Below are 23,512 nucleotides of genomic sequence, written 5' to 3'. Positions count from 1 at the left end.
TTTCTGCTGCGTTGAGGCATGGAAAGCCCCATAAACCCATTGCAACAACGCAAGAGATGTCCGCTTGAAAGACGCTCCGCCGGAAAATACCGAACAACCCGCCAGCCCCCTGATACCGGCTCCCCCTGCACAGAGCCACAGGCTTTTCCGGGTGTATAACGTATACCGGATTGTGATCAGCCTGGTGCTGGCCGGCCTGCTGTTTGTGGATCCGGCGCAAATGGATCACCCCATGCGCCTGCCGGTCCAGTACCAGTCGGGGGTGCTGGCCTACCTGGCGCTCAACGTCATTATCGGCATACTGCTGATGCAGGGCTTCCGGCTCAGCCAGCGCCATATCACTCTCTCCCTGTTGTTCGACATCCTCGCTATCCACTTCTTCCTGGCGACCAGTACCGGCATTACCAATGGCCTGGCCAACCTGATCATTATCACGGTGGCGGCGGGCAACATCCTGACCCCCAGCCGCATGGGCATCTTCTATGCCGCCCTAGCAGCCATATGCTCCCTGGCCATTTCCGGGTGGGGCGTCATGGCCCTGGATGAGAGTGTCGACAATATCGTGCGTGCCGGCTCGCTGGGGATACTCTACTTCGGTGCGGCACTGATCCTGCAGTCGGTGACCCGGCGCATGCAACGCAGTGAAGCACTGGCCGATTTCCGTGCCCGCAGCATTGTGGAGCTGGAAAAGATCAACGAACAGATTATCCAGCGCATGCGTACCGGTATTGTGGTCACCGACCAGGATGGCCGTATCCGGCTGGCCAACGGTGCCGCCGAGGAACTCCTCTTTGGCCTGACCGGCAACCATGGCCACCAGAGCCGCGTCCTGCCCATCGCCCTGCTGGAGGGCCTGGCGGCCTGGAAGGAGAATCCACAAAAGCGTCCCGAACCCTGCCAGATCCAGTCCGCGGCCCCCATGATACAAGCCAGCTTTACCCGCCTGGACGAAGAGAACAGTGATCTGATCCTGGTGTTTATCGAGGACCTGAGCAAGGTGACCCAACAGGCCCAGCAGATGAAACTGGCCTCCCTGGGGCGGTTAACGGCCAGCATCGCCCATGAAGTCCGCAATCCCCTGGGCGCCATCAGCCATGCCGCCCAACTCATGCAGGAATCCGGAGAGATTGGCGAGGCGGACCAACGCATGCTGGAGATCGTGCAACGCCATTCCCGGCGGGTAAACGGGATTATCGAGAACGTGCTGGACCTGTCCCGCCGACGCCAGGCCAACGCCGAGCTGGTGGATCTTCCCCGGTGGCTGGAAGACTTCACCCAGGATTACCGGCAGGCCCGGGGAAGCCGCGATGGCACGACGGCCCACATCGACCTGGAGGTGTTACCCGGTGTTCCCCAGGCCCGCTTCGACAAGAGCCAGATCGAACAGGTGCTGACCAACCTGTGCGACAACGGCCTGCGCTACAGCCAGGAGCAGACCGGCTCAGCAACGCTGACGTTGCGGGTTGGCGCCACCGCCGACGGCGAACGGGCCTACATCGATATACAGGACGATGGCCCGGGCATCTCCGAGGAACACCGTGCCTCGATCTTCGAACCTTTCTTTACCACTGACAAGAGCGGCACCGGCCTGGGCCTCTACCTGGCCCGGGAGCTGTGCGAAACCAATCAGGCCCACCTGTCGCTACTGAAGGACAACGGCCAGGGCTGTTGTTTCCGGATCACCTTCGCGCCATCCGGCCGCCTGATATAACGGAGTTTAAGGACGTTCACCCATGACCACCCATACCGCGCTGATAGTGGATGATGAACCGGATATCCGCGAACTGCTGGAGATCACCCTGGTCCGCATGGGCATCGCCACCCGCTCAGCACCGGACCTGGCTACCGCCCGTGAACTGCTTGAGGCGGAGCCCGCCCACCTGTGCCTGACGGACATGAACCTGCCCGACGGTAACGGCATCGACCTGGTCGCCTGGATACAGGAGCACGCTCCGGAGACACCGGTGGCAGTGATCACCGCCTACGGCAACATGGACACCGCCATTGAAGCGCTCAAGGCCGGTGCCTTCGATTTCGTCTCCAAACCGGTGGAACTGCCCAGGCTTCGGGATCTGGTCCAAAGCGCCCTCAAGTTGTCGGAACCAGAGAGACAGGAAACCGAACAAACGGATGAACCCGGTTTGCTGCTGGGTGACTCCCGGGAAATCCGCCGGCTACGCAGTCAGACCCGCAAGCTGGCCAGGAGCCAGGCCCCGGTGTTCATCAGTGGCGAGTCTGGTAGTGGTAAGGAACTGGTGGCACGCATGATCCACCTGCAGGGCCCACGAAGCGATGCGCCCTTTGTCGCCGTTAACTGTGGGGCCATCCCCTCCGAGCTGATGGAAAGCGAGTTCTTCGGCCATCGCAAGGGCAGCTTTACCGGCGCCAACGAGAACAAGGATGGTCTGTTCCGCAGCGCCAACGGTGGCACCCTGTTCCTGGACGAAGTGGCCGACCTGCCCCTGGCCATGCAGGTCAAACTGCTGCGGGCCATCCAGGAAAAGGCCGTACGCCCGGTGGGTGAATCCAGGGAGGTGGCGGTGGATATCCGTATCCTCAGCGCCACCCACAAGAACCTGCCGGAACTGGTGAAAGACGGCAGCTTCCGCCAGGACCTGTTCTACCGCATCAACGTGATCGAACTGGCGGTACCACCGTTGCGTGATCGACCGGATGATATCCCCCTGCTCTCAACGCACATCCTGGAGCGCATCGCCAAGGAATACGAGTGCCCCCCGGCGACGCTCAGCAAGGGCGCCCTCGCCTATCTGCGGGACTACGCCTTCCCCGGCAATGTCCGGGAACTGGAGAACATCCTGGAACGGGCCTTCACCCTGTGCGACTCGGAAGTGATCGACGCCGACGACCTGCATATCGGCACCCCGCCCATCGACCTGCCGGAAGACCGATCCAACGGCCATGCTGAAGACCACAATGATGCACTGCCGCCGGTTCCCGATGGCGAGATGGACCTGGAGGGGTACCTGGAGACCATTGAAAGGCAAGCCATTGAAAAGGCCCTGGAGGCTACCCGGTGGAACAAGACCGCAGCAGCCAAGCGGCTGGGGATCAGTTTCCGGGCCTTGCGGTATCGGTTGAAGAAGTTGGGGATGGAATAAGAAGAAAGCCTGTAGCTTTCAAGTGTAAGTGAAGACTTACCTCTGGAATCGAAATATGCCGATACCAGGGGATGCGCCCCTTGGGCACAATCGCTGGCCTGAACTTCGGGAAAGCGATAAAAACATGGATATATATAAGTTCAAGGAAGAGGGAGCAACGTTACTTGAGCTGATTGTCACACTCATGATCAGTGCAATGCTGTTCACCGTCACAACGATCTTGTGGACACCGGTTACGGAAAGGGTCCAGGCATCTTCTGTCCAGACCAACCTTCAACGGGCGTTTACGCTGGCCAGAACAACCGCAGTCCATCGCAGGACCGCAGTAACCCTTTGTCCGATACAACCGGATGGCGCCTGCACGAACGACTGGCAACAACCGGTGGCGATATTTCTGGATCCGGACAACATCAGGGAACTCCAGGACGAACTTCAGATCATCAAGCAGCTGACTCTGCACGATTCTGGCCAAATCATACCGAGTAACAGTGGAAGCGGTCCAAGGCGATATTTCCAGTTCAACCCTGATGGCAGTTCAAAGGGATCCATCGGCAACCTGACCTGGTGTCCGGCCTCCCGGTCTGCTGAAAGAGCCAACCACGTTCGCATTAATTTTGGTGGTCGACTGATATGGTCACAAGACCGCAACGGCGATGGCATTGTTGAAAACGCCAGTGGCGAAAATATCCGCTGCCCCTAGGTGGAGTTACCAGCAATCAGCCTCGTCAGCCCCTCTTGAGCCCTGTTCATTCAGAGTCAGGGTTCCACATCGGTCACCGTTTTGCATCGCCGTCGGTTGAGCCTGTAACTCGAAATCGGATCGACCAACTGCACCGTCAAAACTGATATTGTACGCAGTTGGTTCAGCAGCGTTTCTTGGCGACGTATCGAATGGAAGTACCGGATCGCCGCCACCGTCCCTATAGTCAAACTCTGTCGAATAACGACGCTCCATCCATTGGGCCAGCTCAAGCAAATCAGCCTGCGCTAAATTACGGCGCGTCCGTTCCACATGCGCCTGGTAAGAGGGATAAGCGATCGCAGCGAGGATGCCGATGATAACAACAACAATCATTACCTCAATCAGCGTAAAACCCTTGCCCGCATTTATCTGAGGTTTTCTCATTTCAGTATCCATGATCAAGTACGTTAGTGGTGTTCGCCAGCCCGTTTTTCGGGCTGGCTCATCATCGGCTGTGCTATCGGAGCTGTTCCCAGTTGATTCGGCCCCAGTTGACGTTTCCTTCCTCCTGGATCGTATCCGCCTGCCCGGAAGAGCCACTGACAACCTTGCACTCATCGTCGTCGACGCAGCCTTCGACAATCGTCGGGGTATTGATAATACCGATATCCGGATCCGTGCCGGAAGGTGGTATATCCGGGCAATCACCCTCACACTGGGGATCTTCGACATTGTCCTCGTCGTTAATCTCACCATCGTTATTGATGTCAAACACCTGGTAATCCAGGCGGCCACCAGTATTCAGGGATACTTCCATCAACCAACTACGGCCACCCGCTGCGCAGGGATCCTCTGATGGGATCAGGGTTGGAAAGATAACCCGATCGGAACGAACCAGGGCTTTCGATACCACCCTTTCTCCCTGGGCCCCTGGACCACCATTGGACTCTTTCCAGAGCAGGTCGATAAACCAGCCGTTGTAGGCACTCCCGCTGGGCTCATTCTTGGAGACCACTCGGACCCGGTTTCCGCTTACGGTTCCTTCGGCCAGAATTTCCTGTTCCAGCAGGTCGTCGCGTTCAACCAGACTCCCGCGATCAACAATCCCGTAGAACGAGTCCACGGTGGGGTCTTCGGGCACTACGTTGTCACCAATATCCTGGAAACTGCCAGTGCCAAAGAACAGCATAACCTGCCCCTGTTCGTTAAGAGCCGCCACCGGGTCCGCCGTAATACTCTGGTCTTCGGCCGCCTCAAACAACAAAGTAACGTCGTCCCAGTTGTTCGTATTGGTTCCCTCAAGGTCCGCACGCCAGATCCGGCCGTCCGTATCGCCGATGTACATCCTGTCCGCCACGCGGTCCCGGTCCAGATCGATCAGGACGGGTGAGCCCAGGTCCGCACCGTCGGTTGGCACTTCGATGGTCTCAATGACATCGCCAGTCCCTGCTTCCAGAAGCCACACCACACCATCGTCGAAACCGGACTCGTAGCCACTGCTGACGGCCACACCAAATTCACCGTTCGGCAAGGCGAATATGGATGGCTGTTGCATCATGTAGCCGGCATCCGGATGCGAGAATTCCCAGAGCACTTCCGACTCGCCCATGTTCTCCGGGTCGGTCACATCCAGGGCAAATACCGTCCTGCCCCCAGCACCGGTGGTGCCAACGGCAATGGTTCTCCAACCGAGGGTATTGCCCAGCCAGGCATCACTGACCCGTGGCGTACCATCAACGTAGTAGCGATGCTCGTATTCCGGCTCTGTCAGTTCCCACAGGTTGTCGAAGATCCCCGCCGGCACATAGGCAAAGAGCTCTTCACCGCCATCATCCGGGTCAATACTGCCATTGAACCCGTGCAGCATCCCATCGTTCGCACCCACGAGGATCAGGGGAGGACGATCCTGATAGACATCGCTATCCCGGAAATCGGCATAGCTGTCCACGTCACCAAACCCGGGTACGGAGTCAAGGAAGTAATACCCGAAATTCTCCTGATGTACGTATTGAGGTGACGAATTGACAATGTCTCCAAGGCGACTGTCACGCTGCCGGAACGGTAGCGTCTGGTTTGTATCTGTCTGCTCCTGGGTACGGAGCCCACGAAGATAGTCCAGTCGGTTCTGCCCCATTGAGACTTCCGACATGGTGCCGCTTTCGGTCATTCGAAGGGCATCCCGTTGATCCTCTGCCAGATCGGCCCATTCAAAGCCTTGCCCTGTTGACGTCAGCATGATATCCCCGACATCGGCTAATGGCGCGGCAGTCAATATGTTCCGATTGCCAATCTCAACGTCACTCATATCGTCTAGCTTCTCCGCCGCCGACCATATAGGAGCCACGGAGATTACACCCCCAGCGCTAAGCTCAAAGGCGCTCAGGTTACCACTCCAGGCGGAGCTGTCGAATGACGCCTGGAAGATGGCGGTGTCGGACTGAAGCGACGTGGAGTTGGCGGCCACCGAAGAGGCAGAGCTGGACATTTCGGCAGTGATGTTTCTGAACGCTTCCCGCAGACTTTCGATCATCTTGCCTGCTTCACCGGCGGTGTAAAAATTGTCAGGGCGCTTGAAACTGGTACCTCCGACAGAGACCGTTTCGTTGTTGGTATGCCACCATCCTTCAGGCAATGGTTCGGTTCTTGTATAGGGGTCAAAGTCAGCGGCTTCTTCCTCTTCGTCTTCTGGAATATCAAACCCACCGTACTTCGCCGCCAGGTAGTACTGATTGTTTGACGGAGAGGCCAGGGCCTGGTTTTCCAGAACATCAACCCAGTGCGTCGACGCGGTTTGTTTGCCGGGGAGATCCGGTCGCATGTCAACGGTGTGATTATCGTAAGCGAGGCCGGCGATGTAGGCTGTATTCTCACGCCCAGTGAATTGGTTCTCTCCAAGATTATTAATCCCTTGCAGATCACCGACCTTGTTCGTCGCAGTGGTTACATCGACCGTATCATCGTCGCTGACCTCGTCAGGCAATGAGGGCTCGTCTCCTCTATAACTTGTCCCAGGTAGGTTGCCATCATCGTGAGTGTTTACATCGCCTATCCCAAGGATGACGTTGGACTGACACTCATACTGGATCGGATCGTCCCAATCCGTGATAACGGGAAAGTTGTCCGTGTACCGGGCGACATCGCTCCCACTAAGTGCCGAGTAGCTAGGAACATTGCCCTGGTTTTTCAGGTAGCGGGTAGCGGCGTAGTAGAGCTCGCTCACCGGATCCAGTGCTTTCTGATCATAACTGTTCAGTTGCCCAAATTTATTTATGTAGTTGATAACACCGCTATTAGTGATACTTCCAGGAGTGCTTTCGGCGTCATCGGGATTGGGGTTGTCAACAAGGACACCAGTTTCCTCGTCCCACTCCGCATTCGGATTAGCCAAAAAGCCCTCACCCTCAACAAACCGCTGCGGGCCAACGTATTTCTGATTTGCCCGCAGAACGCCACCGTCCCGGGAGCTTCCCGGATCGTTCAAATAGCCAAACACGCTGTAGCGGATATCCCGGGCATTCTGCTGAATCAGACCTTCGGGTTTCCAGCCCTGGCTGTACTGACGGCAGTTATCTTCCAACCCCACAGATGTATCACACACCTTGACACGAACAGCCGCGCGATAACTATTATTATCCTGAGTCCTGATACTTTCCGACGGGTCATACCATTCCTGCGACGCATCAACAGAGCGGTTATTGAGGCTGAACCGCATGTCTTTTTCGAGGCCTTCGATTTTTACCCGGATACGGTCTACGTTAAAGGGAGTTGCCCCGGCGACAAGGGCTCCATCATTGAGGTCCTTGACAGTAAGGCCACTCTGGCCAGGATGGCGGGCTTTCTCCAACCAGGTTTCGGTAGCGGTATCCCTGACGCGATAGCCCCCGGTCAACACCTTACGGAACGGATCGATCGTCTGGGTCAGCGCCCAGTTCAGAAAGTTACCACTCCATTCTCCAGAACCACTACAGGTACGTGATGACGTCGTACTTGAGGGGTAGAAGTGATTGTTCTGGTGGTTATCCCCGGCATAACTGTAGCGATAGCATTTGCCCGGATCGAAGTAACCTTCGAATTTCGTATTAGGACTGTAATTCCCGAGGTTCGCCAGACTCTGTATAGTCGGATACTCTACCGAGGGTGTTAACACTAGGTTACCCGGTACACCACTACCTCCACCCAGGAACAAGGGAGACTGGGCCACTTCGGCTGAGGAATACTGGAGAGGCGCCATGATAAGCAACAAAGCCGCCCCGCAATGCGCTACCCTCTGGTCGCACGCTATCCGGATTTTTTTCATACAAGCTTTCAATAGATTCATAGCCCAATCTCCGCTGCTCCAGATCCCTGGAGCAAGTTACTTGTTCTTGAATACCGTGGTGATCACCGCCACGGCATCCTCGGAACCGCCATAACCGAGTGCGGTCACCCGGTAATACACCGGCTCTGTAAAAGTGGACAGGTCTGTCCCGGGCGGGACGATCGAGTCAATCTGTTCGATGTAATAAACAGGCCGCGATGATGTCCTGTCGATGTCCTCCCCATACTCGATAATACCGTTGCCGTTATCCTCGATATCGTCCATCCAGTCGGGGCGATTGTCGGCATTGACCCGATAGAGTCCATCGTTATTGGGGAAATTCGCTGGTGGATTATTACGCAGGAAATCCTCCGCCTCCCTTACCGCCGCTTCCGCTGCCTGGAAGGCCAGTTCCTGATCCTGCAGGTTGCCGGTCATCCGGTCCTGCAGGGTGGTGCTCTGCATACCGGCGACGCCAATCAGGCTCAACAGTAGCAACATGATGAGGGAGACGATCAGCGCCGACCCCGACTGGTCCTTCCGGACGACTATTGATTCAGGGAAACCGTTCAATATTCTGCTCTCACTCATGGACCTCACTCCAAACGGTTCCGGATACCAACGGTAAACGAGCCAACCAGACGGGCCCTGCGATCAGCCCCTGGATCCAGTTCCGTACCCACCAGGTTGAAGGTCCTGGCGTTGTCCTCATCAAGGATCCCGTCGCCGGACCGCATCAACAGGGCAAACCGTACGCTAACCACATCCTCCCAGGCATTGACCTGGTCCGCCGGAACGTAGGTCTCGGCCCGACGTTCATTCTGCCGGATCCCGTATAGCACTTGCATACCTTCCACGCCGGACACGATCTCGATAGGGTTGCCATCGGGTGCTCCAGGTTCCAGGGCAACCTGGAACAGCGCCGGTTCGCCATCAGCGCCTAAACCGACAAAATAGCCGGTACTCCGGTAGGTGTAGACGGATGAGTCATCCGTATGGTCAGCCAGATCTTCGGCGTTCGTGTTACCCGGTGTTCCTCCAACCCCCTTTGTAATAGAGCTTGCATTGGCATCATTTGACTTCTGGAACCGATCTCCACCACTGCAATCGCCCATTACGGCAATCAGGATAGTCCCTTGGGGAATGCCCGTTTCCCCCGCAGCGCCAATCGTATTCGCCGGCGGCGAAGGATTGCCCGCCAAATCGACCTGAGCCCGCACAGCGCCATTGAGCACCAGAAGATCGGTCCCCTGCAGGGCATTGTCAGCAACCACTGCTGGCACGCCATCACCTTCACCGTTTGTCCAGCCGCCATTCCCAGCGACAAACGCCTCCAGCTCGTGATCGTCCCCCAAGCCGGTGTTGGGAGCCTCCCAGCCAACGACCGCGCGCTCGAAGTCAAAAAGGTCTTCATTGTAGGCCGCGTTTCCTGTGTCGAGATGTTCCGTTGGCTGTCCGATCAGGCAACCGTAATGGCCGGCCATCCGTGCGTCGCGACTCAGCCGGGACAGAGAGAAACGTAGATTCTCCTGCAACATGGCAACGGCATCACTGGTTCTGTAGGTCTGGTTTGAGCCCAGAAAGACCTGGGTAACGCCCAGCGTTAACACAGTCCCCAAAAGGAGGGCGATCATCAGCTCAACCAGCGACAGCCCCTTTTGCTTTCCGGGAAGGCTTTGATTGGTCATTATCAAACTGGCCATCATCAGATCTCCGCCGCCATGGTCAGTGAGCCGTCATCGTCGTTGCCCGAGTTGGTATCCCAGGTCACCTGGACGGTTACCGTGTTATCAACCACGTCCACAGCACCGGTTCCATTGGGTAACAGACATGCAAGCGAGTTCTGCCATTCGGCGAGATCATCCGCCGCAACCCCGCCATTGTCGATTGAAAAGTCCTCGTCACAGTCCGGGTCATCAAGAGCATCAACGTTGTATGCCGCCAGGTTGCTCCTGTTGGCCCGAGCCCTCTCAAAAATATCCTCGGCCAGGAAAATGGCCTGGCTGCGGTTACGGGCCTCGCTGGTCATGGTCAGACCGGTGGATTGAAGCGACCCCAGCCCCAGCAGACCGATAGCGAGGATCAGCAGCGAAACCAGCACCTCGATCAGACCGAAACCACCCTGCCCACGCGGCTTGCCCGGCGTTATGCCGTGAAAACCTGAATCACCGTTGCTCATGGACAATCATTCCTCCCCATCCGAACCTGGCCACTTGTCAGTATGCTGATTTCCCGTTCGGCGCCCGCCTCACCAGCGGCGCAGTCCGCAGGCCGGACCTGGACCTGGAGTGTGCCAAGGGCATCCCGCTCTCCCCGCTGGTTGAAGGCAACGGTGGTGAAGCCGGCGGCAAAATCCGAACTTGGTTCGTCAAACTCACGGATAAGGTTGGCAGCGCAGTCAGCGCCGGTGTGAACGCACCAGCCCTCACCAAAATCCGCCCCGTTTGCAGACAGCGACACCACGCCCCCTCGTTTGACCGCTTCACTACGAGCTAGCTGAACGGCCGACATAAAGGCATTCGCTTCCGTGGTGACCTGGTTTGATCGAATAATTCCCTGGAAGGAGGGGACCACAAGACCCAGAATGATTGCCATCACCGCCATCGCGACCAGCAACTCAATCATCGTAAAACCAGAACTTCGTTCTCTTCCGCGCATAGTCCACTTCCATCATGACTTACAGAAAGATTAACCGGCGTCCATTGTGCCATCCATGGCGACGCGACGAGTGGTTTTTGTTGGCGGATAAACGGTAAGGAGGACAGCCGGGGCGTGATGAAGGTCACAGGTTGGATGCATTCGTTAGCCGGGCAGATGTGGGGAGCGGGGAACAGGAAGCTGGGCGATATCGCACCACCCTCTCCCCACCCCTCTCCCTGAGGGAGAGGGGTTTAAGGTGGGCGAGGCGCGAGAGCTGGAGTGGCCCGCCGACTAGACGTTTACGGCGTCGATCCGAAGCTCTTTCGGCATGGAGAAGACGATATTCTCCTCCCGACCCGCGATTTCCTCAGGGGCGGTGCCACCCAGGTCCTGGAGGCGCTTAATAACGTCATTGACCAACACCTCAGGCGCGGAAGCGCCAGCAGTCACACCGACAACTTTGCGGCCTTCAAGCCATTTCGGGTCGATCTGGCCTGCCTCGTCAATCAGGTAGGCAGGCGTACCCATGCGCTCGGCCAGTTCCCGCAGGCGGTTGGAGTTGGAGCTGTTGGGGGAGCCTACTACCAGCATCAGGTCGCAGTCGCTGGCCAGTTGCTTGACGGCGTCCTGGCGGTTCTGGGTGGCGTAGCAGATGTCGTCCTTGCGGGGGCCTTCAATCTGGGGGAACTTCTCCCGCAGGGCATCTATGACCCGGGCGGTATCGTCCATGGATAGGGTGGTCTGGGTGACGTAGGAAAGGCGCGAGGGATCCCTCACTTCCAGACTGGCGACGTCTTTCTCGTCTTCCACCAGGTAAATATCACCGCCATTGCCGTGATCGTACTGGCCCATGGTGCCCTCCACTTCCGGATGCCCATGGTGGCCGATCAGGATGCATTCGCGGCCGTCGCGGCTGTAGCGCATGACTTCCAGGTGGACTTTAGTAACCAGCGGGCAGGTGGCGTCGAAGACTTTCAGGCCACGGTTGGCGGCTTCATTCTGGACCGCCTGGGAAACGCCGTGGGCGCTGAAGATCACCAGGGTGTCGTCGGGCACTTCATCCAGTTCGTCCACGAAGATGGCGCCGCGATTGCGCAGATCGTCTACCACATACTTGTTGTGGACCACTTCGTGGCGCACGTAGATGGGGGCGCCGAAGACCTCCAGGGCCCGGTTGACGATTTCTATGGCTCGGTCTACCCCGGCGCAGAAGCCGCGGGGGTTGGCTAGTCGTATTTGCATGTTGCCTATATTACTCGGGCCGGCTGACTTAGGAGTCTGGCTTCGCTGCGGGGTGTTGCCTTCCGGGACACGCCGTGAATCCATCCCTGGAGGCTCTTCAAAAACGTCCATGTTTTTGAAGGTCCCGGAAGGCAACACCCCACATCGAATCCTCGTAATCTGAAGCAAACCGCCAACTAGTGTGCGGTCGCAACAGGTTCAACGTCGATGATTTCCACCTCAAACATCAGTGTACGCCCCGCAAGCGGATGGTTGAAGTCCACATCCACCTGATCGCCTTCCACGCGGCTGACCACACCGGGTAACTCGCTCTGGCGGGCGTCGGCAAAGGAGATCATCACTCCCGGCTCCAGCACCATGTCGGCGCTGAATTCGTGGCGTTTGAAGGTCTGTACATTGCTCGGGTTGTGCTGACCAAAGGCTTTCTCGGGGGGTACCTCAAAGATTTCCCGGTCGCCAGCCTTGAGCCCCATAAGGTAGGCCTCGAAATTCTCCGGTAGATTATCATCGCCGATTTCCAGCGAGGCCGGGTCTTTATCGAAGGTGGAATCAATCACTTCGCCATCGGTGAACTTGAGGGCGAAATGGAGGGTCACCCGGGTTCCCCGGTCAATGGGCAGATCTTTCATGGGTATCACTCACTCCCATCCGCCGCCTTCCCGGAAGGCCTGCGGAAAATATCGAGAATCATCATGCCGGCACCGATGGTGATGGCGGTGTCGGCCAGGTTGAACGCCGGGAAGTGCCAGTCCTGCCAGTAGAAATGCAGGAAATCGACCACATAGCCGTGGACCACGCGATCATAGACATTACCGATGGCACCGCCAAGGATCAGGGCAATGGCAATAGCGGTCCAGGTTTCTTCCCGCTTCAGTCCTTTCAGCCAGTAGATCAGAACACCGCTTACAATCACCGCCAGAGCCACAAAGAACCAGCGCTGCCAGCCTGCGGCATCCGCCAGGAAGCTGAACGCAGCGCCGGTGTTATGGAGCAAGGTCAGATTGAAGAGCGGCATGACCGGCACCGGATCGCCGTAGGTCAGCAACGCAGTGGCCAGCGCCTTGGTACCGAGGTCCAGGGCAATGACAGCCACCGCCAGCCATAGCCATTTCAGTTTGGTGCCGGTCTGCTCATCGGTCATGGCAGCATCCATCAATGTCGCTTCCCGGATCAGGCGAAGGAACGGGTCTCGCCCGGGCCTTCCACATTGGTCACACAGCGACCGCAGAGGTCACTGTATTGCTCGTTCTGACCCACGTCAGCGCGGTGATGCCAGCAACGCTCACACTTGGTGTGGGTGGCCGGCGTCACTTTCACCAGCAGGCCTTCATACCCGGTCTGCTCGGCGCCTTCGGCTTCCGATACCGGCCGGACGGTGGCCTCTGACGTAATCAGCACGAAGCGCAGCTCCTCGCCCAGATGCTCCAGCTTGTGGGCCAGGTCACCTTCACAGTAGAGCGTGACTTCGGCACTCAGGGAGCCCTTGATCTCGCCACGGCCCCGGGCCTCTTCCAGGCACTTGTTGACCGCCTCCTTGACACTGTAGATCTCGCGCCAGTAATCGCGGCCCAGCTCGGCGCTCTCCGGCAACGCCGTCAGGCCGTCGTACCAGGTCTCGTAGTAGACGGTGTCACCGCGCTTGCCAGGCAGGTGCTGCCAGATCTCATCGGCGGTGAAGCTGAGGATCGGGGCAATCCACCGCACCAGGGCTTCGGCCACATGGAAAAGCGCCGTCTGACAGGAACGCCGCGCCAGGCTGTCCGCCTGGGTGGTGTACTGCCGGTCCTTGATGATATCCAGGTAGAAACCGCCCAGGGTTGCCTCGCAGAAGTTGTAGACCTTCTGGTAGATGCGCAGGAAAGCGTAGTTGCCGTAGTCCTCGCTCAGTTCTTCCTGAAGCTGAAGGGCACGGTCCACCATCCAGCGGTCCAGGGCGATCATGTCGTCCGGGGCCACCATGTGCTGTTCCGGGTCAAAACCGGTCAGGTTGCTCAGCAGGAAGCGAGCGGTGTTGCGGATACGGCGATAACCATCCGCCGTCTGCTTGAGGATATCCTTGGATACAGTCATCTCACCGGAGTAGTCGGTGGCCGCCACCCACAGGCGCAGGATATCGGCGCCCAGCTCGTTCATGACCTCCTGGGGCGCGATGACATTGCCCAGGGACTTGGACATCTTGCGGCCCTTGCCATCCACGGTGAAACCATGGGTTAGCACCTGACGGTACGGCGCCACGCCGTTCATGGCGATGGACGTCTTCAGGGAGGACTGGAACCAGCCCCGGTGCTGGTCGGAGCCTTCCAGGTACATGTCCGCCGGGAACTGACCCAGCTCCGGACGCGGGCGCAGGACAGCCTCGTGGGTCACCCCGGAATCGAACCACACATCCAGGGTGTCCAGGACCTTCTCGTACTGATCAGCATCCGGGCCCAGCAACTCCGCCGTGTCGATCTCATACCAGGCGTCGATGCTGTCCTTTTCAATGTATCGGGCGACCTTCTCAATCAGTTCCTGGGTATCCGGGTGCAGCTCCTGGGTTTCCTTGTGGATAAACAGGGTGATGGGCACACCCCAGGTGCGCTGGCGGGAGATACACCAGTCCGGGCTCTGCTGGAACATGGCCTCGATGCGGTTCTGGCCCCAGGCCGGCACCCAGCGCACGCCCTTGATGGCTTCCAGGGCATCGGCACGCAGGTTTTCCTTGTCCATGCTGATGAACCACTGGGGCGTTGCCCGGTAGATCAGCGGGGTCTTGGTCCGCCAGCAGTGGGGATAGCTGTGCTGGAACTTCTCGGAACGTACCAGCTTGCCTTCCCGCTCCAGGGCGGCACAAATGGGCTCGTCCGCTTTATAGACGTGGATTCCGGCGAATTCACCGGCCGCCTGGGTATAGGTGCCATCGGCCTGAACCAGATTCAGGGTGTCGATGCCGTACTCCTTGCCCACCTCGAAGTCTTCCATACCGTGATCCGGCGCGGTGTGGACGGCGCCGGTACCGGCGTCGAGGGACACATGGTCACCCAGTACCACCGGCACCTGCTTGTCATAGAACGGATGCTGCAGTTGCAGGTGTTCCAGGGCCGCACCCCGGCACTTCGCCAGCACCTCGTACTGCTCCACACCCCACCGGCTCATGATGCCGTCCACCATGTCCGCCGCCAGGATCATACGCTCGCGGCCATGGCCCACATCGGTCTGCACCAGGGCGTAATCCAGCTCACCGTGCAGCGAGACGGCCTGGTTGGCGGGGATGGTCCAGGGGGTGGTGGTCCAGATCACCACGGACACATCGCCCTCACCCTGGTCGGCACCAAAGGCCGACAACGCCTTGCCCTGGTCCACGGCGGTAAAACGCACGTCGATCTGGGTGGAGGTCTTGTCCTGGTACTCCACCTCGGCTTCCGCCAGGGCGGACTGACCGACCACACTCCAGTAGACCGGCTTGTAGCCGCGTACCAGATGGCCCTTGGCCACCATCTTGCCCAGAGCCCGGACGATGCCGGCTTCCACCTTCGGGTCCATGGTGAGGTAGGGCTTGTCCCACTCGCCCATCACACCCAGGCGGATGAAGTCGGCCTTCTGACCTTCAATCTGCTTGGTGGCATAGTCGCGGCAGGCCTGGCGGAAGGTCTTGTAGTCCACCTTGACGCCGGCCTTGCCGATTTCCTGCTCCACCTTATGCTCGATGGGCAGGCCATGGCAGTCCCAGCCCGGCACATAGGGGGCGTCGTACCCCATGAAGCTGCGGGACTTGACGATCATGTCCTTGAGGATCTTGTTGACCGCGTGACCAATATGAATGCTGCCGTTGGCATAGGGAGGGCCATCGTGAAGGATGAACTTGTCACGGCCCTCGCGCTGCTTGCGCAGGTTGCCGTAGACGTCCATCTCCTGCCAGCGCTTCAGCATCTCGGGCTCGCGCCTGGCCAGGTTACCGCGCATGGGGAAGGCGGTTTCAGGCAGATTCAACGTGTGCTTGTAGTCGCTCATAGTCTCTCGGTCAGTGTTGGTTGGCGACCGTGCCGTGGTCGGCGATCCATGCCCGGGCATCCTCAAGGTCCCGGGCGATCTGGTCTTTCAGTTCGTCAATGGAATCAAACTTGATCTCGTCCCGCAGCGGATGGCGGAACGAAACATCAATACGCTGGCCATAAAGTGTGCCAGCAAAGTCAAATATGTGCACTTCCAGCGAGGGCTGGCGACCGTCAACCGTGGGGCGCAGGCCGATATTGGCCACCCCGTCCAGCTGACGGCCATCTGGCAGGGCTACCGCCACCACATACACCCCCTGCAAAGGCGCCATGCGCCCCAGCAGGATATTGGCGGTGGGTGCACCAATGGTTCGCCCAAGCTGACGGCCATAAACCACCCTGCCAGTGATGGCATAGGGACGGCCCAGTAGCTGCCCGGCCAGTTCCAGCCGGTTGTCCAGCAGGGCATTACGGATGCGGGTACTGCTGACCCGATCGCCCTCAACCGTAACGGTACGGGTGTTTTCAACGGTATACCCGGCCTCGCCCCCCACCTGCTGCAACAGGCGAAAATCACCGGCCCGGTCACAGCCAAAGCGGAAATCGTCCCCTACCACCAGGTGGCGCACTTTCAGCCCGTCGATCAGCACATCGTCGATAAAGCCCATGGCGGAGTAGCTGCGGAAGGTTTCATCAAACTTCAGGCAGAGCACGATATCGACGCCACTGGCCAGCAGGGTTTCAAACTTCTGACGCCACCCCGTCAGCCGGGGCGGCGCCTCGTCCCCCTGGAAGAATTCCCGGGGTTGCGGCTCGAACACCATGACCACGGACGGCACGCCCAGTTGGTCGGCCTTTTCCTTTACCTGCTCCAGGATGGTCTGATGCCCCAGGTGAACGCCATCGAAGTTACCCACGGTAGCGACACAGCCCTGCGACAGGACGGAATCCTCCCGGCGAGACAGCAGCTTGAGGTTGGTCAGCCCCCGAATCAGACGCATGCGTACTGCGAACCCTCTGTTGCAAGCTTGCCAGCGCCCCTCAGGCCACTGGTGAGAAAACGCGCGATTATAACCTATCGGCGGCGGAAATGTCTTACCCTCATGCCCACCAGGGCCAGGGCCACGAAGTAGGCCCCGACACCCGCCGCCACCAGCATCGCCATATCCAGGGTACGGTCCGCCCCGCTGGCGGCCAACCACGACGGCACTGGCTGGCTCAGGGCCAGGATGACCACGGCCAGCACACCGTTGGCCGCCAGTAACTGCAGCAGGAACCGGAGGGCCCCGGGCTGCGGCCGCCAGGCACCTTCCCGCGCCAGCCCACGCCACAGCAGCAGGGCGTTGAGCCAGGCCGACAGGGAGGTTGCCAGGGCCAGGCCGGCATGAGCCAGCGGAATCACCAGCGCCAGGTTGAAGACCATATTGGCCACCATGGCGATCACACCGATCTTCACCGGCGTTTTGGTGTCCTCCCTGGCGAAGAACCCCGGGGCCAGCACCTTGATCAGCATGAATGCCAACAGCCCCAGCGAATAGGCCCGCAGGCTCTGGGCCGACATGACCACATCCCGGTCCGTCACCTCACCGTAGTGGAACAGGGTCGCAATCAGCGGCTCCGCCAGCAATACCAACGCCAGTGCTGCGGGCACGCCGATCAGAAGCACCGCCCGCACGGCCCAGTCCACCGTTGCCGCGAAATCTTCTTTCGACTGTGCGGCGTGTTTACGGGACAGGTTGGGCAGGATCACCGTGCCGATGGCAATACCGAACACCCCTAAAGGCAACTCAGACAAACGGTCGGAATAGTAAAGCCAGGACACACTGCCGGTCTGCAGGAACGACGCCAGCACGGTATCCAGCAACAGGTTGATCTGGCTGACCGAGACACCGAACAGGGCCGGCGCCATCAGTTTGAGAATACGCCTGACACCCTCGTGCCGGTAATCCACCCGGGGGCGTGGCATCAGCCCCAGCCGCATCAGGAACGGCAACTGGAAGAAAAGCTGCAGGGCGCCGGCGATCAGCACGCCCCAGGCCAGCGCCATTACCGGCTCGTCCATCAGGGGCGCCAGGAAGATAGCGGCGCCGATCATGGCAAGGTTGAGCAGCACCGGGGTAAAGGCCGGCACTGCAAACCGGTCATAACTGTTGAGGATGGCACCGGCAAAGGCCGTCAGGGAAATCAGCAACAGGTACGGAAAGGTAATCCGCAGCATGTCGCTGGCCAGGGCGAACTTGATGTCGTCGTCCACAAAACCGGGGGCGAATATGGCCGTCAGCACCGGTGATCCCAGCATCGCCACCAGGGTTACCGCCAGCAATACCAGCCCAAGACCGCCCGCGACGGCATTTATCAGCCCCCTGACCTCGCTGACGCTGCCATTCGTGCGGTAGGCGGAGAGCACCGGTACAAACGCCTGGTTGAAGGCCCCTTCGGCAAACAGGCGACGCAGGAAATTGGGGATCTTGAACGCCACGAAGAAAGCGTCGGCACTGGTGCCGGCCCCGAAATACCGGGCAATCACCATGTCCCGCGCCAGACCCAGGACCCGGGACAGCATGGTCATCACGCCCACCACACCGGATGAACGTAACAGGCCGGGCACTCTTGAGGGTGGATTGGGGGCTTCCGGGGTTTCCGACTGACTCATTCAGACCGCTTCCTGTGGCAAGTGTCGCGGGAGTTTACCACAGGCTCCCGAGGCGCCGTGAAACCGGACAGGGGCCGGCTCCGCACTTGACATTGACGGCCTGTGGAGGCATGATTCCGCGTCATTTATTTTGACGCGTCAAATGCAGTGGGCGCGGCTACAATTGTCGGGGCGACGCCAGTATGGCACCGCTCCCAGCGAATCCAGATTTTCACTCAGATTTTTCAGGAGTTACACGGTGGCAAATACCCCGCAAGCCAAGAAGCGCGCACGTCAGAACGAGAAGAACCGCAAGCACAATGCCAGCCTGCGTTCCATGGCGCGCACCTATATGAAGAAAGTTCAGACCAAGATCGACGCCGGCAACTACGAGGAAGCCCAGAAGGCCCTGCAGGAAGCCCAGCCGATCATGGACAGCATGGTTAACAAGGGCATCTTCGCCAAGAACAAGGTGGCCCGCCACAAGAGCCGCCTGAGTGCCAAGATCAAGGCCCTGAAAGCCTGATCCGGCCCGCCTGGCGACACAAAAAACCCCGCTCACGAGCGGGGTTTTTTATTATCAGCCCACAATATCGGGCAACCGGTTACACCAGCACCAGGTTATCCCGGTGAATCAGCTCCTCATCGGACACGTAGCCCAGCACCTCGGCAATGCGATCGCTGGAGCGCCCGGCAATGGCCCTGGCCTCATCGGAACCATAGTTGATCAACCCCCGGGCCACTTCACGCCCCTCTTCGTCCACACAGGACACCATCTCGCCCCGGCGGAACTGACCGGCAACTCCCTTCACCCCCACGGGTAACAGGCTTCGACCGCCACCACAGAGGACCTTTACAGCCCCCGCGTCGATGGTCACTCGCCCCCTGGTCTGAAGGTGACTGGCCAACCACTGCTTCCGCGCCGCGATACGCCCCTGCTCCGGCAACAACAGAGTACCCACCTTCTCCCCGGCCCGCAGCCGGCTGATCGCCCTTTCAAGACGACCACCAACAATGACGGTGAAGGCACCGGACCGGGCCGCCAGCCGGGCCGCCCTCAACTTGGTCAGCATACCGCCGCGACCCAGGGCTCCGGCGCCACCGCCAGCCATGACATCCAGATCCGGGTCACCGGCACGCCGCTCAGTCACCAGCTGGGCGTCGGCGTGCTTACGGGGATCCCGGTCGAACAGGCCGTCCTGATCCGTCAGGATGATCAGCCCATCCGCCTCGATGAGGTTTGCCACCAGGGCACCCAGGGTATCGTTGTCGCCGAAACGGATTTCATCGGTGACCACGGTGTCATTCTCGTTAACGATGGGAATAACCCCGAAATCCAGCAGGGTCCGGAGCGTACTGCGGGCATTCAGGTAGCGCTTGCGGTCGGACAGGTCATCGTGGGTCAGCAGGATCTGGGCGGCATGGCGGTCGTGACGGCGGAACTGGGCCTCCCAGGTCTGCACCAGCCCCATCTGACCCACGGCAGCGGCGGCCTGCAATTCGTGCAAGTGCTCGGGGCGCTGCTTCCAGCCCAGCCGGGTCATACCCTCGGCCACCGAGCCGGAGGATACCACCACCACTTCGACACCCTCGCGAATCAGCTCCGCAATCTGATCCACCCACTGAGCCAGCGCAGGCACATCCAGCCCCCGGCCATCGTCGGTCAGGAGAGCGCTGCCAATCTTGATCACCAGGCGCCGGGCACGGCGCACCTGCACACGTTCACTCATGGTTACGGGTTCATTCCTGCTCGGGCCCAGCCAGGGCCGGATTATTCCGGGGCGTAGACCACCTCGACGTCGTAATCATCATCGTCGAAATCGTCATCATCATCGTCGTCTAGGGCGGCCCGCCGGGCAGCCTTCTCCTGCTGGATGCGGGCACGCGCCTCCTCATCCATCTGCCGGCGGCGCTCGGCCTCTTCCTCAGCCAGATCGGGGTTGTCCGCCTCTTCCCGGGCACGCTCCTCAATCCAGCGCATGACTGCCTGGGTCAGCTCCTTCGTACCCTCGCCGCTGATCGCCGAGATACGGAATACCGGTCCCTGCCAGCCTAGCTCGTCAACAATGGCCTGGCAGTGAGCATCACGCTCCTCTTCCGCCACCATATCGACCTTGTTCAGCACCAGCCACCGATCCCGGTTGGCGAGGGTTTCACTGAACTTCTCCAGCTCATGCTCGATGGCCTCCACCGCCTGCGCGGGGGAGGAGCCATCGTAGGGCGCCACATCCACCAGGTGCAGCAGCAGACGGGTCCGCACCAGGTGCTTCAGGAAACGGATACCGAGGCCGGCACCTTCGGCCGCCCCCTCGATCAGACCGGGGATATCGGCAATCACAAAGCTCTGGTGCGCCTGCACCTTGACCACACCGAGGTTGGGCACCAGCGTGGTGAACGGATAGTTCGCCACCTTCGGTTTGGCGGCCGACACCGAGCGGATAAAGGTGGACTTGCCGGCGTTGGGCATCCCCAGGAGCCCCACATCCGCCAGCACCTTCAACTCAAGGCGCAGGTTGCGAACCTCCCCCTCGGAGCCCTTTGTGGTCTGGCGGGGCGCCCGGTTGACCGACGACTTGAAGCGGGTATTGCCCAGCCCGTGAAACCCGCCCTGGGCCACTTTCAGCCGCTGGCCGGCGTGGGTCAGATCGCCAAGCACCTCATGGGTGTCCATATCCACCACTGTGGTTCCCACCGGAACCGGCAGCTCAAGCTCATCACCCTTGATGCCGGTACAGTTACGACCGGAACCTGGCTGACCGTTCTGGGCCTTGTGCTTACGCTGGAAGCGGTAGTCGATCAGCGTATTAAGGGATTCATCGGCCACCAGATACACAGAGCCGCCATCACCACCGTCACCACCATCGGGGCCGCCCTTGGGCACATATTTCTCGCGCCGGAAACTGAGGCAGCCATGACCGCCCTTACCGGCCTCAACTATGATGGTGGCTTCGTCTACAAATTTCATGGTCCAACCTATTGCGCCCTGCGCATAAACGAAAAAAACCCCGCAGGCTCTGGCTCCTGCCGGCCGTTAGCCGGGCAGAAAACCTCAAAGCTTTGCGGGGTTTTTGCCGGCCCTGTTATCGAATGATATCAGAGCCGGGCATCACCGCGACTTACGCCGCCGGAACGATGCTTACAAACTTACGACCCTCGGGGCCCTTGGTCTCGAACTTCACCTGACCGTCCGCGGTAGCGAACAGGGTGTGGTCCTTGCCCAGGCCAACGTTGGCGCCAGCGTGGAAACGGGTGCCGCGTTGACGAACGATGATGCTGCCCGCAGAAACGGCTTCACCACCGAAGCGCTTGACACCAAGTCGTTTCGACTCGGAATCGCGACCGTTACGGGTACTACCTGCTGCCTTTTTATGAGCCATTACCAGCCTCCTCTTTCAGGGGGTACGTCAAGGGCCTCAGCCCTTGATACCCGTGATCTTGACTTCAGTGAACCACTGACGGTGGCCCTGACGCTTCATGTGGTGCTTACGACGACGGAACTTGATGATCTGGACCTTGTCGTGACGACCGTGGTCAACCACCTCGGCGGTTACCTTGGCGCCATCCACAACCGGTGCGCCGACCTTGATGTCGTCGCCGTTGCCGATCAGCAGAACGCGATCAAACTCAACAGTGCCGCCGGTTTCAACTTCCAGCTTTTCCAGCTTGAGTGTTTCGCCTTCCTGAACACGGTGCTGTTTGCCACCGCTAACAATAACTGCGTACATATGTACCATTCTCCGCGATTGACCCATCCCTGCTCTTATCCACCTGGTTCTAAGGGAAGCTCTCTGGCAACCCTATAGCAGGGAGCGCAGGTTGGGATGAGTTAGGGCGCGTGATTGTACGAAAAGCTGTCACCCTTTACAAGCCAAGTTGACACTGATGTCGGCAATACCTAGCATTGCCGCGACCTGCCTGTTTTACCAGACAAATCACTTTCAGGGGACCGGACAGCCGCATGACTGCCCAGCGTATATACGACACCGTCGCGGACGACTTCGCCCGCGTCAACGATCTGATCATCAAGCGGCTTTCCTCCGATGTCCCCCTGGTGGAAAAGATTGCCCAGTACATTATCGAGAGCGGCGGTAAACGCCTGAGACCATTACTGGTTTTGCTTTCGAGTCGGGCCGTCGGCTATGGCCAGGACGACCACCTGAAACTCGCCGCGGTGATCGAATTCCTGCATACCGCCACCCTGCTCCATGACGATGTGGTGGACACGTCGGACATGCGACGGGGCCGCAGTACCGCCAACGCCCGCTGGGGAAACGCCCCCAGTGTGCTGGTAGGGGATTTCCTCTATGCCCGGGCCTTCGAGATGATGGTGGAGCTGAAAAGCCTGCCTATCATGGAGATTCTATCCCACGCCACGGCGGTAATCGCCGAAGGCGAAGTCCTTCAGCTGATGAACGTGAAAAACCCGGACGTGGATGAAGACAAGTACATGGAGGTCATCCACAACAAGACCGCCATGCTGTTCGAGGCCGCCTCCCACACCGGCGCCCTCTTGGCCAGTGCCAGCGAACAGCAGGAAAAGGCCCTCAGGGATTACGGCAAACACCTGGGCCTGGCCTTCCAACTGGTGGACGATGCCCTGGACTACACCGGCAATGCCGATGCCATGGGCAAGAACGTGGGGGACGACCTGGCGGAGGGCAAACCCACCCTGCCGCTGATCCACGCCATGGCCAACAGCAGCGAGGAGGACAGGCAACTGATCCGTAACGCGATCCGCAAGGGCGGCCTGGATGATTTGCCGAGAATCCTTGAGATCGTCAAAGACTCCGGCGCCTTGGAGTACACCATGGCAAAGGCGCGGGAACAGGCGCAACTGGCCCGGAAATGCGCCGGACAGCTCCCCGACTCCCCTCACACCCAGGCGCTGGATTTGCTGACCGAATTGGCTGTGGAGCGGGTTAGTTAGTT

General features: G+C 59.4%; 21 protein-coding genes. 5 read left to right on the top strand and 16 right to left on the bottom strand.

Features of this window, described 5'->3' with window-relative positions:
• Window positions 1-64 precede the first annotated feature (64 nt).
• From ACJO3T_RS02505 to ACJO3T_RS02495, 3 genes are all read left to right on the top strand, one after another.
• Window positions 65-1,711, top strand: coding sequence for an ATP-binding protein (locus tag ACJO3T_RS02505; RefSeq protein WP_406961188.1), 1,647 nt, complete (start codon window positions 65-67; stop codon window positions 1,709-1,711).
• A 22-nt stretch (window positions 1,712-1,733) separates the two neighbouring features.
• Window positions 1,734-3,119 carry a sigma-54-dependent transcriptional regulator gene (locus ACJO3T_RS02500; protein ID WP_406961186.1) on the top strand — a complete coding sequence of 462 codons (1,386 nt, stop codon included), beginning with the start codon at window positions 1,734-1,736 and terminating at the stop codon, window positions 3,117-3,119.
• Window positions 3,120-3,243: 124 nt separating this feature from the next.
• Window positions 3,244-3,819, top strand: coding sequence for a GspH/FimT family pseudopilin (locus ACJO3T_RS02495; RefSeq protein ID WP_406961184.1), 576 nt, complete (start codon window positions 3,244-3,246; stop codon window positions 3,817-3,819).
• 6 nt (window positions 3,820-3,825) lie between these two features.
• Here the strand turns inward: ACJO3T_RS02495 and ACJO3T_RS02490 are convergent, their stop codons facing one another.
• From ACJO3T_RS02490 to murJ, 12 genes are all read right to left on the bottom strand, one after another.
• Window positions 3,826-4,245, bottom strand: coding sequence for a type IV pilin protein (locus tag ACJO3T_RS02490; protein ID WP_406961182.1), 420 nt, complete (start codon window positions 4,243-4,245; stop codon window positions 3,826-3,828).
• 73 nt (window positions 4,246-4,318) lie between these two features.
• A complete protein-coding gene (locus tag ACJO3T_RS02485) occupies window positions 4,319-8,119 on the bottom strand; it encodes a pilus assembly protein (RefSeq protein WP_406977691.1) in 3,801 nt (1,266 codons plus the stop codon).
• A 36-nt stretch (window positions 8,120-8,155) separates the two neighbouring features.
• A complete protein-coding gene (locus ACJO3T_RS02480; RefSeq protein WP_406961178.1) occupies window positions 8,156-8,689 on the bottom strand; it encodes a pilus assembly PilX family protein in 534 nt (177 codons plus the stop codon).
• A 5-nt stretch (window positions 8,690-8,694) separates the two neighbouring features.
• Window positions 8,695-9,804, bottom strand: a complete 1,110-nt coding sequence (locus ACJO3T_RS02475; protein ID WP_406961176.1) for a PilW family protein — start codon at window positions 9,802-9,804, stop codon at window positions 8,695-8,697.
• Window positions 9,804-10,277: a type IV pilus modification protein PilV gene (gene pilV / locus ACJO3T_RS02470; protein WP_406961174.1), complete on the bottom strand. Its 474-nt coding sequence runs from the start codon at window positions 10,275-10,277 to the stop codon at window positions 9,804-9,806. Before pilV ends, ACJO3T_RS02475 begins: the two co-directional genes overlap by 1 nt.
• On the bottom strand, window positions 10,274-10,756 hold the full coding sequence (locus ACJO3T_RS02465) for a GspH/FimT family pseudopilin (protein ID WP_406961172.1): 483 nt from the start codon (window positions 10,754-10,756) through the stop codon (window positions 10,274-10,276). The genes pilV and ACJO3T_RS02465 overlap by 4 nt, the downstream gene beginning before the upstream one ends.
• A 273-nt stretch (window positions 10,757-11,029) precedes the next feature.
• Window positions 11,030-11,980, bottom strand: coding sequence for a 4-hydroxy-3-methylbut-2-enyl diphosphate reductase (gene ispH / locus ACJO3T_RS02460; protein ID WP_406977690.1), 951 nt, complete (start codon window positions 11,978-11,980; stop codon window positions 11,030-11,032).
• A gap of 176 nt (window positions 11,981-12,156) precedes the next feature.
• Window positions 12,157-12,609, bottom strand: a complete 453-nt coding sequence (gene fkpB / locus ACJO3T_RS02455; RefSeq protein ID WP_406961168.1) for an FKBP-type peptidyl-prolyl cis-trans isomerase — start codon at window positions 12,607-12,609, stop codon at window positions 12,157-12,159.
• 5 nt (window positions 12,610-12,614) lie between these two features.
• Entirely contained in the window at window positions 12,615-13,133 is a 519-nt protein-coding gene (lspA, locus tag ACJO3T_RS02450; protein ID WP_406961166.1) for a signal peptidase II, read from the bottom strand.
• 17 nt (window positions 13,134-13,150) lie between these two features.
• Window positions 13,151-15,970, bottom strand: coding sequence for an isoleucine--tRNA ligase (ileS, locus tag ACJO3T_RS02445; RefSeq protein WP_406961164.1), 2,820 nt, complete (start codon window positions 15,968-15,970; stop codon window positions 13,151-13,153).
• A 10-nt stretch (window positions 15,971-15,980) separates the two neighbouring features.
• Window positions 15,981-16,952: a bifunctional riboflavin kinase/FAD synthetase gene (gene ribF / locus ACJO3T_RS02440; RefSeq protein ID WP_406977689.1), complete on the bottom strand. Its 972-nt coding sequence runs from the start codon at window positions 16,950-16,952 to the stop codon at window positions 15,981-15,983.
• A gap of 74 nt (window positions 16,953-17,026) precedes the next feature.
• Window positions 17,027-18,604: a murein biosynthesis integral membrane protein MurJ gene (gene murJ, locus ACJO3T_RS02435; RefSeq protein ID WP_406961160.1), complete on the bottom strand. Its 1,578-nt coding sequence runs from the start codon at window positions 18,602-18,604 to the stop codon at window positions 17,027-17,029.
• Between the two features lie 238 nt (window positions 18,605-18,842).
• Here murJ and rpsT point away from each other — a divergent pair, with 238 nt between their 5' ends.
• Complete coding sequence (rpsT, locus tag ACJO3T_RS02430; protein ID WP_328188528.1) at window positions 18,843-19,109, top strand: 30S ribosomal protein S20; 267 nt, start codon at window positions 18,843-18,845, stop codon at window positions 19,107-19,109.
• A 79-nt stretch (window positions 19,110-19,188) separates the two neighbouring features.
• On the opposite strand, the gene proB is transcribed toward rpsT, so the two are convergent.
• The 4 genes from proB to rplU form a co-directional block, all read right to left on the bottom strand.
• Entirely contained in the window at window positions 19,189-20,313 is a 1,125-nt protein-coding gene (gene proB / locus ACJO3T_RS02425; protein ID WP_406977688.1) for a glutamate 5-kinase, read from the bottom strand.
• A gap of 41 nt (window positions 20,314-20,354) precedes the next feature.
• Window positions 20,355-21,548, bottom strand: coding sequence for an Obg family GTPase CgtA (gene cgtA, locus ACJO3T_RS02420; protein WP_406961156.1), 1,194 nt, complete (start codon window positions 21,546-21,548; stop codon window positions 20,355-20,357).
• Window positions 21,549-21,699: 151 nt separating this feature from the next.
• On the bottom strand, window positions 21,700-21,960 hold the full coding sequence (gene rpmA / locus ACJO3T_RS02415; RefSeq protein ID WP_328188524.1) for a 50S ribosomal protein L27: 261 nt from the start codon (window positions 21,958-21,960) through the stop codon (window positions 21,700-21,702).
• Between the two features lie 36 nt (window positions 21,961-21,996).
• Window positions 21,997-22,308 (bottom strand): 50S ribosomal protein L21, encoded by a 312-nt coding sequence (gene rplU / locus ACJO3T_RS02410; RefSeq protein ID WP_406961153.1) that lies wholly within the window; start codon window positions 22,306-22,308, stop codon window positions 21,997-21,999.
• A gap of 233 nt (window positions 22,309-22,541) precedes the next feature.
• Here rplU and ispB point away from each other — a divergent pair, with 233 nt between their 5' ends.
• Window positions 22,542-23,510, top strand: a complete 969-nt coding sequence (ispB, locus tag ACJO3T_RS02405; protein WP_406961151.1) for an octaprenyl diphosphate synthase — start codon at window positions 22,542-22,544, stop codon at window positions 23,508-23,510.
• The last annotated feature ends 2 nt before the right edge of the window (window positions 23,511-23,512 follow it).

Source organism: Marinobacter shunpengi (genome assembly GCF_045449715.1).
Classification (GTDB): domain Bacteria; phylum Pseudomonadota; class Gammaproteobacteria; order Pseudomonadales; family Oleiphilaceae; genus Marinobacter.
This window is presented reverse-complemented; position numbering and strand designations above follow the sequence as displayed.